This window comes from Pseudomonas defluvii (assembly GCF_001695625.1).
GTDB lineage: Bacteria > Pseudomonadota > Gammaproteobacteria > Pseudomonadales > Pseudomonadaceae > Aquipseudomonas > Aquipseudomonas defluvii.
Map to the genome: position 1 here is coordinate 20738 of NZ_MBPN01000020.1, position 12676 is coordinate 33413.

Annotated in this window: 12 protein-coding genes; 9 read left to right on the top strand and 3 right to left on the bottom strand. The window is 59.3% G+C overall.

The annotated features are described in order from the left end of the window. Window positions 1-511: 511 nt before the first annotated feature. Window positions 512-1186, top strand: coding sequence for a cysteine hydrolase family protein (locus EKA13_RS08010; protein ID WP_065758855.1), 675 nt, complete (start codon window positions 512-514; stop codon window positions 1184-1186). 14 nt (window positions 1187-1200) lie between these two features. After that, entirely contained in the window at window positions 1201-2562 is a 1362-nt protein-coding gene (locus EKA13_RS08015) for a purine-cytosine permease family protein (RefSeq protein WP_065758856.1), read from the top strand. Window positions 2563-2719: 157 nt separating this feature from the next. Here the strand turns inward: EKA13_RS08015 and EKA13_RS08020 are convergent, their stop codons facing one another. After that, window positions 2720-3601: a LysR family transcriptional regulator gene (locus EKA13_RS08020; protein ID WP_065758857.1), complete on the bottom strand. Its 882-nt coding sequence runs from the start codon at window positions 3599-3601 to the stop codon at window positions 2720-2722. 122 nt (window positions 3602-3723) lie between these two features. On the opposite strand from EKA13_RS08020, the gene EKA13_RS08025 reads away from it, so the two are divergent. Both EKA13_RS08025 and EKA13_RS08030 read left to right on the top strand, forming a co-directional pair. Then, entirely contained in the window at window positions 3724-3960 is a 237-nt protein-coding gene (locus EKA13_RS08025) for a hypothetical protein (protein WP_065758858.1), read from the top strand. A gap of 15 nt (window positions 3961-3975) precedes the next feature. Then, window positions 3976-4938 carry a DMT family transporter gene (locus EKA13_RS08030; protein ID WP_065758859.1) on the top strand — a complete coding sequence of 321 codons (963 nt, stop codon included), beginning with the start codon at window positions 3976-3978 and terminating at the stop codon, window positions 4936-4938. 198 nt (window positions 4939-5136) lie between these two features. Here the strand turns inward: EKA13_RS08030 and EKA13_RS08035 are convergent, their stop codons facing one another. Both EKA13_RS08035 and EKA13_RS08040 read right to left on the bottom strand, forming a co-directional pair. Beyond that, window positions 5137-5598, bottom strand: coding sequence for a hypothetical protein (locus tag EKA13_RS08035; protein ID WP_065758861.1), 462 nt, complete (start codon window positions 5596-5598; stop codon window positions 5137-5139). A 408-nt stretch (window positions 5599-6006) separates the two neighbouring features. Beyond that, entirely contained in the window at window positions 6007-7203 is a 1197-nt protein-coding gene (locus tag EKA13_RS08040) for an MFS transporter (RefSeq protein ID WP_065758862.1), read from the bottom strand. A gap of 152 nt (window positions 7204-7355) precedes the next feature. Here EKA13_RS08040 and EKA13_RS08045 point away from each other — a divergent pair, with 152 nt between their 5' ends. From EKA13_RS08045 to EKA13_RS08065, 5 genes are all read left to right on the top strand, one after another. Continuing rightward, window positions 7356-8255, top strand: coding sequence for a LysR family transcriptional regulator (locus EKA13_RS08045; RefSeq protein WP_065758863.1), 900 nt, complete (start codon window positions 7356-7358; stop codon window positions 8253-8255). Between the two features lie 397 nt (window positions 8256-8652). Next, window positions 8653-8928, top strand: a complete 276-nt coding sequence (locus tag EKA13_RS08050) for a DUF3077 domain-containing protein (protein WP_065758864.1) — start codon at window positions 8653-8655, stop codon at window positions 8926-8928. A gap of 138 nt (window positions 8929-9066) precedes the next feature. Beyond that, on the top strand, window positions 9067-9525 hold the full coding sequence (locus EKA13_RS08055) for a GNAT family N-acetyltransferase (protein ID WP_065758865.1): 459 nt from the start codon (window positions 9067-9069) through the stop codon (window positions 9523-9525). A gap of 107 nt (window positions 9526-9632) precedes the next feature. Further along, on the top strand, window positions 9633-11123 hold the full coding sequence (gene pdxR, locus EKA13_RS08060; protein WP_065758866.1) for a MocR-like pyridoxine biosynthesis transcription factor PdxR: 1491 nt from the start codon (window positions 9633-9635) through the stop codon (window positions 11121-11123). Between the two features lie 159 nt (window positions 11124-11282). Then, window positions 11283-12488 carry a benzoate/H(+) symporter BenE family transporter gene (locus EKA13_RS08065; RefSeq protein ID WP_065758867.1) on the top strand — a complete coding sequence of 402 codons (1206 nt, stop codon included), beginning with the start codon at window positions 11283-11285 and terminating at the stop codon, window positions 12486-12488. Window positions 12489-12676 lie beyond the last annotated feature (188 nt).

The following is a 12676-nucleotide window of genomic DNA, read 5'->3' on the forward strand; positions in this document are numbered from 1 at the left end:
CAGAAAGAAGCGGGATACCGAACGGATGCTACGCCTGGTAGCACAGTATTATGGTATCCCACATACCACTAGTAACACCTGAAAACGCAACCGCTCAAGAACGCGCCTTACAGAGTTCCATCATCCCTGGCCCGGATATTGCTGAACCTTCTGGCAATCCATCCGAGACACACCTCAAATGGCCAATCGCTCATTACCCACTGGCAAAACCCATGCCTGTCATTGGCAGAAGGCCTGTGGGCGTGAGCGTGCGTTGCCAACCGGTGCCATGAGAGGTTTTCTCCGCCGCGCAGCAGCGCCATTGCGGGTCATGCTCAAACGCCTACCGGCCTGCGTTGCGGCCAAACAGAATGGTTTCTGGCAGATAGTCTGATCGGTCTTCCCGACGAGAGTTCTTCTCGATCATTACCGTAGCGCCCGCCCTGCCGGTGTGCTGCGGCCCTTCATCCGATGGTTCCCTGGAAACGGCTTCAATCGCCCGTTCCTGGAGACCTGCACCCGGAAGACCTTGATGACCAACACAACCGCAGTGCTTGTTATCGACTTGCAGAAAGAAGATGGCTTTGCACTAGAACGATTTGACCACGTAGTCGCCAACGCGGCCTCGCTGATCGACGCCGCCCGTGGCTTGGGTATCCCGCTGTTCTACACCCGCCACGTCAACGATGCGCAAGGCCGGGACTTGGCCCCCGGAGAGCCCGTGGACGAGCACGGCAAGCCGACCAGTTACCTGGCAGGTACGCCTGCTATTGAGATCATCGACGCGTTGGCCCCACAGGCCGGCGATGTGGTGATCGACAAGCACCGCTACAGCGCCTTTCATGGCACCCGGCTGGCCCAGATGTTACACAGCCGGGGGATCCGCCACCTGGTGGTGTTTGGCGTGCTGACCGATGTGTGCGTGATGACCAGCCTGTTCGATGCCTACCAACATGACTTCCAGCTCAGCCTCGTTTCAGATGCCTGCACGGCAACGACGCTGGCAGCGCATTACTCATCGCTGCTGATCCTCTCCAACTGGATTTACGGGCTGGAAATCTATTCCACCGCGCATCTCCTTCGCCATTGGCAAAACCAACCGGCGTCTTCGGTGCGAACACTCGAACCTGATCACCTCGCCTTCCACCCCGAAGCGTTCGTCGAAGCGATCCACAGCTTCGAAAACCGCCTTGCCCGTGACTGCTGAACGCGGAGACTGCCATGAAAATAGAAAACAGAAGCATTGATTTCATTCCAGAACATGAGCGCTACGGCCAGCCCCGCTCACTGTTCTTTGTCTGGTTCGGCGCCAACGCCAACATCACCACCGTTGCTGCGGGTGTGCTGCCGATCAGCCTGGGGCTCAACCTGTTCTGGAGCGCACTGTCCATCCTGCTGGGCTCCATGATCGGCGCGATTTTCATGGCCTCGCATTCCGCCCAGGGGCCGAGGCTGGGCATTCCACAGATGATCCAAAGCCGAGCCCAGTTCGGCGTATTCGGCGCAATAGTGCCGTTGCTGTTCGTCATGCTCATCTACCTGGGGTTCTTCGTCAGCAACACCTTGCTCGCCGCCCAGGCCGTCGCCACCACGAGCCCGCTCAGCAACGAGGGCAACATCGTCCTGCTCGGCGTACTGTGCTTTTTGGTCGCCCTGTTCGGCTACCAACTGATCCATCGCCTGCAGAAGGCCCTCTCGTTTATCTCCATCGGCGTGTTTGGTACGGCTACGCTGCTGGCGCTTGCGCTTCCGGTGGCGCCTGAGCAATGGTCACCACAGGGCTTCCACCTGGCAAGCTTCCTGGCCTCGGTCAGCATTGCAGTCACCTGGCAGCTGTCCTATGCGCCGTATGTGGCGGACTACTCCCGCTACTTGCCCACCAGCACCCCGACCCGGCACGTGTTCTGGTACAGCTACCTGGGCACTGTCATCGGCGGCAGCTGGATGATGCTGCTCGGTGCCGTACTGGCCAAGGCCATGGCCGGCTTTGCAGACAATGTGGGCTTGAACCTGGTGGGGCTGCTCGGCGGTGGAACGCTGCTGATGTTCGCGTTCATTCTGTACGGCCAGGTCGCCATCAACGTGTTCAACCTTTATGGCGCGTTCATGTCGACCGTCACGGTGATCGAACCGTTCGCCCCGCTGAAAGTCACGCCCCGCGCACGGGCCGGGTTCATGTTCATCATCTGCGCCGCCGCCACCGGCTTATGCACACTGGCTCAAGATGACTTCATCCAGTTCTTCCTGAACTTCATCTTCTTCATGAGCTACTTCCTCATCCCCTGGACGGCCATCAACCTGGTGGACTACTACGCGCTGCGCAAAGGCGTTTACCAGATTGCCGACATCTTCGAGCCAAAGGGTATCTATGGCCGGGTGAACTGGATCGCCATCGGCGTGTTTCTGAGCACCATCCTGCTTGAAGTACCGTTCATGAATACCTCGCTTTACGCCGGGCCGATTGCCGCCGCGTTGCAAGGCGTTGACCTGGCATGGGCCGTCGGCCTGGTGTTCCCGGCACTCAGTTACTACTGGCTGATGAACAAGCGCACAGCCCTGCAAGGCGTGACCGCGAAGGTGTAAGCGCAACGCGTGGGATGCAGGCTTGCCTGCGATAGCGTCAGCGGGGTGTCAACCCGTCCACGGCGCCTGCATCGTTGGCAAGCCAACTCCCACAGGGATCCATGCAAAACACTGCATGTTCTGTGGGAGATTCCATGGTTCTTGCGTGCCCATGAGGTCAAACCACTTGATTGCGAAAGATCTTCACAGACAAGGCAATGAAAGCCCGGGCTGCCGGCGACGATTGGCTCTTGTCCAACACGGCAATCCCAACATGTCGCCTGACTGCCGGGTCGAGCACTTTCGTGAGGTACTGAGAGGCATCACGCTCAGGCAAGGCGGATTCGGCTACTACCGTCACAGCATCGCCCCGCGCCACTGCAGCCAAGGTGCTCATTAGCTGAGAGGTTCTATAGCGGATTCTGGGGTTCAATCTCGCGGCCACAAAGAGTCGCGAAACCAACTCAGACGAACCGGCTTCTGTCAGTACGAACGGATCTGAACACAAGTCATTCAACGTCACCGCCTCCTTGGCCGCCAAACGGTGCCCACAAGGTAGCAAGGCAACCATTTGGTCCTCGATCAACGGGCAGGTATCGAACTGGGCCTCCGGCAGGGCAACGAACCCAACGTCCACTCGCCTATCCAATAGCCACTGAACGACCTGGCGGTCGGGCCCCTCGTCCACATGTACCTCGATACCAGGATAGATCCTGCGGTAGTCGGCAAGGATTCGCGGCAGCAATCGTTGTGATGACGTGGGGCCAAATGAACCGATGCGCAGTGTGCCCAGCTTCATGCTCCGCGCATCAGAGGCTTCTTGTCGAATTGCATCAGCCAGCCCGAGCATCGATTGAGCGCGCTGGAGCAACCTTGCCCCAATGTCCGTCAATTCGACCTGGCCCTGGTGCCGAAAAAGCAACTCAACGCCCAGCTCCTGCTCAAGCGCCCTGATGGCATGAGACACCGCTGACTGGGAGATCCCCAGTTGGGCAGCCGCCAGCGTGAACCCACGTCGCCCGGCGACGACGATAAAAATTTCGAGCTGAGTCAGCGTCATCGCACAACCATGAGTAATCACTCATTTCCATATGAGCCCAATTCAGCATAAGGATAGAACACTGAAGCATAACGAGATAGGCCTAGGCGCCTTTTGACATCGCAGTAATCAAGGAGATTTTTATGGGCGCTCAATGGAAAACTGAAGGCGTATCGGCGCTATGGCCAGAGATCAATGGACCACTCTTGGCTTCGTATGGAATGGCTGGCCAATACGCACTCAGGAATGAAATTAAAGAACCATCCAAACAAACACTATCGGTGTTTGAGGCCATTACCGGCAACTACGTTAACGAGGTCAACCCGAGACTTCAGGCTCTAGATAACTCATACACATTCAAGTCCACCTCCATACTCTGACGTCAGGCTTACATCATGCGCCTTCAATCAAAAGCAAGAACACCTGCGTCCGACAGCCTCACGTACCTCAAGCTATCCTTGGTGGCGATCATTTGGGGCGGAACGTTTGTTGCGGGTCGCTACATTTCTTCCGACACCCCACCAATGCTGTCGGCAAGCCTGAGGTTCATGCTTGCTGGCGCTACGCTTACCTTATTCCTGATTTTCTCCAGAACAATGTTTATCAAGATCAACCGATCTCAACTGGTGAAAATACTTGGCCTTGGATTCTGCGGCATATACACCTACAACCTTTTCTTCTTTTATGGGCTCCATTACACCACCGCATCCCGGGCCTCACTGATCGTCGCCCTCAACCCAGCAGTAATGGCCTTTTTTTCCTTCCTCTTTTACCGGGAAAAACTCACGATTACGAAGACCTCCGGAATAGGCCTCTGCCTTATGGGTGCGGCAGCGGTGATTTTCAGTAAATCACCAAACACCTTTCTTGCGGAGAACAGCGACTGGCGCGGTGATGCCTTAATTTTCGGGTGCGTATTGAGCTGGGTGGTCTATAGCGTGTTCTGCAAAACCATAGTCAACGAAATTGGCTCCTTACATACAGTGACCTACTCCATCTGGGCTGGCGCAGCGATGCTGACGGCGACAGCCACCGCTACAGGGCAATTCAATTTTGCTTCAGTGAGTGCGCTATCCACAGGCGACTTTTTTAGCCTGCTGTACCTGGGTGCAATAGGTTCCGCATTGGCCTACATCTGGTACTACCAGGGCATCCAGACAATCGGCGTCACACGCTCCGGGGTGTTCATTGCTCTTAACCCGCTAACCGCCGTTCTGCTGGGCGCACTGTTGCTCGGTGAGCAACTGACGAGTCCGATGTTGATAGGAGGCGCCCTGATCATCACAGGCATCCTGATCTGCAATCGGGCAACCCCAAGCGATCAACGCCTGAATGAAGGTATCTACCGCGAAAATTGACTTAATCCCCTCCAGGACGACGAAGACGCGCGTCGAGCAAAAGCGGGCGGCCAGAGGTGACCTTTTGCGCCTGGGCCACCTGATCCCGGTGCTCGACGTCGTACAGCTCGTGCGCTTGGGCACTGCCAGCGATTCTTGACGAACGTTTCTGATCAGTGAGAAGTGGCCAGTGCGCACAGAGGGCTGCAAACCCCGCCATCATTCGGCCTGAATAAGGCCTTTGGTCCCGGCATCACTATCCGTCCAGTAATCCTCATCCTTCAGCCGCCGATCCCCCTGAATCATGAATAGGATCGTGCCAGCCCGAAATTGCAGCCCGCCATCGGTGCGTTTGGCTTTGACCGGTTTGCCGTTCACCCAAACATGCTCTTTTTCATCGATACGAATGGTGGCAACCGTCGCACCTGAAGCACTTTTAGCAACCCACTGCCCGGCATATGGGGTCTGGCTTTTGGTGCTGTCTGCTGCCGGTGCTGCGGGCTCACCAAACCCCGCCTTGGCATTTTCAGCCTTGCTCTTGGTGATATCGCACCCCTGAAGCTCGCTCATCTGGGTGCAACCCGACTGCTCCAACTGCTTACGATACTTTTCGCTGATGGCATAAGCCGGTGATTGCGCAAGTACCGTAATGGCCAGCGCGGCAAAGACTGCCTTGTTCATAGCGCCACCTCATCTGATCAACGGGTTTCTGAGCGTGAGCTTACTGAGTAGCCCCAACTGCGCGTGGCACCACCACGAAAAGACGAAGTCGTGGCGATACACACAATCGCAGCTAAATCACAACGCCCCTGGCCAAGGCTAGCGAGCCTGATAGCGACTCGCCAATCAAACGGGTGATTTACCATTGCCGGTTTGCAGCAAGGACTTGCTCATGCGGCGTATTGAATTGCCCCACAGTTGCTTTTCACGGTGGGCATCTGTCGGCCAGAAGCTGCCTATCGTGAAGGACAGCAACAGACCCAAAGCGGTCTCTCGTGAAGGGAAGCAATCGGCCAAGAGCTGCCGGTGATGCCGGACAGAACAGGCCAACAAGCGCTCCGTCTTTTCTGCTGGATCGTAGGTCGCAGCTTATCTCGGAGACGCAGGAAAACCATGATCTTTTGCTGCCCATACAACAACCAGTGTGGCCGCCAGCAGCACCAGCAGCGCAGGCGCGAATGCGGCCACGCCAAGGCGATCCAGCAGGACGCCACCGATTATGCCGCCGCCCGCGATTGCCATGTTCCAGACAGTGACCAGCATTGACTGCGCAACGTCGGCCGCGTCGCCAGCAGTCTTAGCAATGGCAGTCTGGAACAGAGTTGCCGCGCCGCCAAAGGCCAGGCCCCAGGTGGCCACCGCAACATAAATCACTGTCGGTGCATCAGCAGCTACGCCGAGTGCCATCGCCGCCAGGCCGAACAAGGCCGTACTGGTGAGTGTCAACGTACGCAGATGGCAGTCTATCAGCACGCCGACGATCCAGATTCCCAGCAGGGAGGCGACGCCGAACACCAGCAGCGCCAAGTCCGTCCGTTCGGCCATACCCGCTGCCGTCAGGAACGGCGCGATGTAGGTGTAGAGGATGTTGTGCGCCAGCACAAAGGCCAACACCACGAAAAGCACCGGAAGCACACCAGCCACAGTAAACACATGACCCAGCGACAACCGCTTGCCCGCTGCCTGCCCGGCGAAGTCCGGCACCTTGACGCGCACCCATACCATGAGCACCAGTGCCAGCCCGCTCATGATGCCAAAGCAAGTCCGCCAGCCCACCAAATTCCCAAGGAAGGTTCCAGCCGGCACGCCAAGCGACAGTGCCAATGGCGTGCCAACCATCGCAATGGCGATGGCTCTGCCTTTTTGATGTTCGGGCACCATGCGCGCCGCATAGCCGGCCAGCAGCGCCCAAAGCAGTCCGGCCGATACACCCGCCAGGAAGCGTGCAACTATCGTCAGCACATAACTGTCGGAAAACGTGGTCACGGTATTAGCGACCACGAAGCCCGCGACTGCCGCCAGCAGCAGCGGGCGGCGGCGCACGCCCTGCGTGACGGCGGTCAAAGGAATCGCCGCTAACAGCGAACCGATGGCATAGATGGTTACGAGCTGCCCGGCTAGTGCCTCGGAGACTCCCAAGCCGGCGCTGATCTGAGGTAATAAACCCGCCGGCAAGGCTTCCGTTAGGATCGTGACGAAGCCGGCCAGCGCTAGGGCCAGCAGTGATGTGACGGGAAGGTGTGCGCTTGGCGCGCCACAGCCAAGAGTTGTTGTTGAACGAACCATAGGACTGCCTTTTCGGGTGTCGATTGCGGACTCAATGGCACGGAACCGGCACGAAGTGAATGTGGGCAGTCATCTTGTTGTTATTTCCGTTATAAAACCATAATGCTTATATTCAGAACATATCGGACTAATTTTCCTAGATAGGCGCGACGATGGAGTGGCTGAGCGGCATCGCGATTTTCATGCAGGCAGCGGATACCCGCAGTTTCTCCGAGGCTGGGCGCAACATAGGGATATCATCGTCAGCCGTGGGAAAAAGCGTGTCCCGGCTGGAGGAACGGCTGGGCGTGCGCCTGTTCCACCGAAGTACGCGCAGCATCACGCTGACCGCCGAAGGTGGCCTGTTCGTGGAACGCTGCCGGCGCATTCTCTGTGAAGCCGAGGCGGCCGAGCTTGAGCTGTCCCAAACCCAGCAAGCGCCCAAGGGTCGGCTGCGCATCAGCCTGCCCTTGGTCGGAATGCTGGTCATGCCCGCGCTGACGGCCTTCATGCATCGCTATCCAGCTATTGAGCTGGACGTGGATTTCTCAGATCGGCTGGTGGACGTGATTGATGAAGGCTTCGACGTGGTGATGCGTACCGGCGAACCGACCGATTCGCGCCTCATGTCGCGGCCGCTCGGAAGCTACCGCCTGCAATTAGTCGCATCGCCCAGCTACCTGGCGAGCCAAGGATCGCCCGAGGTTCCCGCTGACTTGGGGCACCATGTCTGCTTACAGCACAAGTTTCCCTCCACGGGAAAGTTCGAGGCTTGGCCGTTGGCGCGCGGCGAAGACGCGCCGGAATGGACGCTGCCGGCCTCAATGGTGTGCAACACCACTGGGGCGTTGATGGACGTGGCCATCGCGGGCTTGGGCATCGCGTGCCTACCGGACTTTATGGTGCGACAGGCCATCGAACGGGGCGAGCTGGTTTCGGTGCTGGACGCGCATGTCGAACACCAAGGCACGTTCCGTCTACTGTGGCCGTCGAGCAAGCATCTTGCTCCGAAGCTTCGCGTGTTCATCGACTTTATGGTCGAAACGCTTTTTGCACAAAGGGCCGTGGCGTAGAAAAACGCATGGGGCTGACTAGCAGCTGCTCGCCAAAGCGAGCTTGCGTCGTTCCCAAGTGTTCGCTGGCCTACCCCGTTTCATGGATTTCGACGGGCAGCTTATGGCCGAAAGCAGTCCGCCACGCAGGGCTTCTACCCCAAATAGAACATCAAAAAATCTACTACCGACAGCAGAAACAGGTCCCCCATACCCCGCAAATCGAATCGCTATTCACTCCATCCCCCGACTCACCAAGCCTCTCACTTGTCCCATCTACAACACCACGCTACCCTGCCCCACATCGCTGCATATCAGCGACCCAAGCTTGGCGGCTTGAGAAAAATAGGCGTAACCCACTATCCGGTTGCGGGCGCTCTGATGTGTCCGTGATACCGCATTACATGGAAAGCCGCTCATGCCCAACCTCAAAAACCTGAAAACCACCGGCACCACCACCTTCGGCCGTTACGGCCAGGATGACCACCTCTTCCGCGTCAATCCTGATATCCCCATTGCCCTCGCCCTTGAATACGCCTCGAACCTGCTTAAGTGCGCCAACACGCTGGCGCTGGATATCGCCATGGGCGAGGGTTCCGCGCAGGCAGCGTGGTCGGCGTGGTACTTGGGGGAGATGGCCAAGGCGCTAACCGACGATGTAAGCCAGGCGCTGGCGGAGCATGGGGTGGATTGAGGTGGGCTTCGGGCAGGCGTTGCCCATAGGGGGTAATTGGCCTGCCCAGGCGCTGTAAAGTGGTCGGTTTGGCAGCGGTTGATGGCTCTACCCTGCACGTCTTCCCGATTCAACCTTGATGTGTAGCAGGTGAGTGCAATGGCTAATGAGCAAACCGCAGTAACGGTACGTGCAGTGCAAAGCAGCGACTATGAACAGTGGTTACCGCTGTGGCTGGCCTATCAGGATTTCTATGAGGTGGCGTTGAGCGAGGAAACCACGCGCATGGCCTTCCAGCGCATGCTCGACCCGAACGAGCCGGTGTATTCGGCCGTTGCGGTGCAGGGTGATGAACTGGTCGGTTTTGTGAATGCGGTGTTGCACCGTTCAACCTGGTCGGTGGATAACTTCTGCTACCTCGAAGACTTGTACGTAGCCCCGACGATTCGGGGTGGCGGTACCGGTAAGTTGTTGATCGAGTGGGTGCAGCGCTTTGCCCGGCAACAGCAGTGTGCGCGGTTGTATTGGCACACTCACAACACCAACAAGCGGGCGCAGAAGCTGTACAACTGGGTGGCTGAGAACTCCGGCTTTATTGAGTACCGCATGGCGCTGTAACGCTCAGGGCCAGCACGGCACGGTGGTGTTCGTCATGGACATCGCCGTGCGCTCGCACCAAGATGGCCGGCTTATCAAGGAATAGCGTTGCGCGGTTGACGGACCACATGCCCCACAATTTCGAGCTGGATACGCTCAAGATCCGCATTGCCGACCCGAAGTTGGCGCCCCTGGAACTGCGTGTACGCGTGCAGCGTGCGCTGCGCCAGTTGATTCTGGACGGTGTGCTGGCACCCGGTTCGCGCCTGCCGGCCACGCGCACGCTCGCACAGTCGTTGGGTGTCTCGCGTGACACGGTCGAGATGGCCTACGTTCAGTTGCAGTTGGACGGCTATATCGTTCGCCGTGAAGGCTCTGGCAGTTTCGTCTCCGAGAAGATCGGGCCCAGTTTGCGTGGCACCCGCACGCGCAAGGCGAACCTTGCCGGGTTGCCGCCCCGTGCGGATGGCGCCGTGGCGCTCAGTGCGCGGGGTGCAGATATTCTGGCCAGTGGCGGCGTCGCCGATCAGCAGGAGGTCAAGGCGTTCGCAACCGGGCTGCCGGAAACCCGTACCTTCCCGATGAACATCTGGGAGCGCCTGCAGCGCCAGGCCTTGAAGGACTATCGCCCCAGCGCCTTGTTACATGGCGACCCACAAGGGGCCGAGCCGCTGCGCCAGGCCATCGCCGGTTACTTGAACCTGGAGCGCGGGGCCAAGGTGACGGCAGACCAGGTGCTGGTGTTGAGCAGCACCCGGCAAGCGCTGTTCTTGTGTGCACAGGTGTTGGTCGATGCTGGTAAACCCATCCTCATGGAAGACCCCGGTTACTTCGGCGCACGCAAGGCCTTTGAGTTGGCGCAGTTGAAGATTGTGCCGGTGCCGGTGGATGAGAAAGGCTTGCGCACTGACAGGCTGTACGCCGACACCAGCGGCGCCAGCACCCTGTATGTGACGCCATCGCACCAGTACCCCACCGGCGCCACGCTGGCGCTGGAGCGGCGCCTGGAACTGACCGCCTGGGCGGCCGAGCGCCAGGGCTGGATCATCGAAGACGATTACGACAGCCAGTTCCATTACGAGGGCTTGCCAACGGCCTGCGTGCAGGGTGTGGATAAGTACAACCGGACGATCTACCTGGGCACGTTCAGCAAGTCGCTGTTCCCCGGTTTGCGCATGGGCTACATGGTGCTGCCGCAGGAACTGGTGAAACCCATGAGCTACGCCCGCAGCATCCTCGACGGCCACACCCCGCAACTGGCGCAGTTGACCTTGGCGCGCTTTATCGAGGACGGGCACTTTGGCGCGCACATTCGCGCCATGCGCAAAATCTATGCGGTACGCCGTGAAGCGATGGCCGATGCGGTGGAGCGCCACCTCTCGCCTATCGTCACGGCGCGCCTGCCACCGGGCGGCTTGAACATGCCGTGTGTGCTGGCCGAGGGCTGGTCGGAGCCGGAGACCATCCGGCAAGCGGCCAGGGCCGGTATTTTGTTGCCCGGGCTGAGCCGGCTGTACGCCACGCCGCCAGCGGTCGGCGGCTGGTTGCTGGGGTTTGCCGCGCTGACCCCGCATGAAATCGAGACGGCGATACAACGGTTGGTCAAGGCCATCACCTAGCCGTTTACCGCCCTGCTGCTGGCCCGATGTGGTCTGGTTGCCGTGGGCTAACTGGACTGATCGGGCCCACCAGCCAGGCGCTACGCTCCTCCCTCACTCGGCGGGGAATGCGGCACGTGCTTCCCTGCTGTTGTCAGCCCATCAGGAAGGAACCCCCGCGTGATTCGATCAACAACCGGCCTGCGCGCAAGCGACCTTGTATCCCCCAGCATTGCGGCACTGATTTCAGTCATCGTGAACTATGGCGGCACGTTCGTGCTGGTGTTTCAGGCGGCGCAACTGGCCCAACTCAGCGCGGCGCAAACGGCGTCCTGGGTGTGGTCGGTGAGTATCGGCGTCGGCGTGACCGGCGCCTGGCTGAGCTACCGCTACCGTGAGCCGATCATTACCGCCTGGTCTACGCCGGGTGTGGCCTTTCTGGCGACGGTGATGCCGTTCACGCCGTATGGCGAGGTAATCGGTGCCTACATGCTGTCGGCAATCGGCTTTATCGTGCTGGGCCTGTCCGGTGCGTTTGAGCGACTGGTGCGCTGGATTCCGAGCGGTATTGCCGCAGGCCTGCTCGCGGGCATTCTGCTGCAGTTTGGCGTGAATGCGTTTGGCGGCGCCAGCGCCGACCCGCTGTTGGTGATTGTGCTGGTGCTGGCCTATGCGGTGCTGCGCCGCTTCACCTCGCGCTTTGCCGTGGTCGGCATTCTGCTGATCGGCCTGGCCCTGCTCTTGGCCCAGGACAGAATCGACGTGCAGCAACTGCAGTTGAGCCTGGCCGCACCGGTGTTTGAAGTGCCGCAGTTCTCGCTGGGTTCGCTGCTGGGTGTGGCGCTGCCGCTGTTTGTCATCACCCTGACCGGGCAGTACATGCCGGGCATGCTGGTGTTGCGCAATGACGGTTTCAAGACCAGCGCCAACCCGATCCTCACCGTCACCGGCCTGGGTTCGTTGCTGATGGCCCCGTTCGGCGCGCACGCGTTCAATGTGGCGGCGATTACCGCAGCCATCTGCACGGGCAAGGATGCCCACGAGGACCCGTCCAAGCGCTACATCGCCGGGCTGGTGTGTGGCGCGCTGTATGTGATGGTCGGTATTTTCGGCGTCACCCTGGCAACGCTGTTCATGGTGTTGCCGCGCACCTTCGTCACCACCCTGGCGGGCTTGGCCTTGCTGGGCGCAATTGGCGGCAGCCTGGCCAATGCCATGGTGGATGCCCGAACCCGCGAGACCGCCCTCATTACCTTTTTGGCCACCGCAGCCAATGTCACCTTGCTGGGTGTCGGTGGGGCGTTCTGGGGGCTGGTCGCGGGCCTGGTGGTTCATCTGCTGATCCATGGCGGGCGCAAACCGCTGGCAGGCTTACGCGCGCAGTAGTGGCCGAGCAATCCGTGTTTTTTTGCCCTGTTTGGGCACTACTTGGCGTGGCCTTGACTTGCGTCAATGGTCGCGCCTTACATACCCCCGCGGGTATAACGTAGCATTGCGCCATGAGTGTTCTGAGCCCCGGAACACTCGCCAAACTCCTCAGCAGACATTGCTGGATGGCGCCAGGTTTACCCCTC

What these genes read in the sequence shown, in the direction of transcription:
- EKA13_RS08025 (WP_065758858.1), top strand. Translation starts at nt 3,724, where the DNA reads ATGGGCGCTCAATGGAAAACTGAAGGCGTATCGGCGCTATGGCCAGAG.
- EKA13_RS08035 (WP_065758861.1), bottom strand. Translation starts at nt 5,598, where the DNA reads ATGAACAAGGCAGTCTTTGCCGCGCTGGCCATTACGGTACTTGCGCAA.
- EKA13_RS08055 (WP_065758865.1), top strand. Translation starts at nt 9,067, where the DNA reads ATGGCTAATGAGCAAACCGCAGTAACGGTACGTGCAGTGCAAAGCAGC.
- EKA13_RS08050 (WP_065758864.1), top strand. Translation starts at nt 8,653, where the DNA reads ATGCCCAACCTCAAAAACCTGAAAACCACCGGCACCACCACCTTCGGC.
- EKA13_RS08040 (WP_065758862.1), bottom strand. Translation starts at nt 7,203, where the DNA reads ATGGTTCGTTCAACAACAACTCTTGGCTGTGGCGCGCCAAGCGCACAC.
- EKA13_RS08045 (WP_065758863.1), top strand. Translation starts at nt 7,356, where the DNA reads ATGGAGTGGCTGAGCGGCATCGCGATTTTCATGCAGGCAGCGGATACC.
- EKA13_RS08015 (WP_065758856.1), top strand. Translation starts at nt 1,201, where the DNA reads ATGAAAATAGAAAACAGAAGCATTGATTTCATTCCAGAACATGAGCGC.
- pdxR (WP_065758866.1), top strand. Translation starts at nt 9,633, where the DNA reads ATGCCCCACAATTTCGAGCTGGATACGCTCAAGATCCGCATTGCCGAC.
- EKA13_RS08010 (WP_065758855.1), top strand. Translation starts at nt 512, where the DNA reads ATGACCAACACAACCGCAGTGCTTGTTATCGACTTGCAGAAAGAAGAT.
- EKA13_RS08030 (WP_065758859.1), top strand. Translation starts at nt 3,976, where the DNA reads ATGCGCCTTCAATCAAAAGCAAGAACACCTGCGTCCGACAGCCTCACG.
- EKA13_RS08020 (WP_065758857.1), bottom strand. Translation starts at nt 3,601, where the DNA reads ATGACGCTGACTCAGCTCGAAATTTTTATCGTCGTCGCCGGGCGACGT.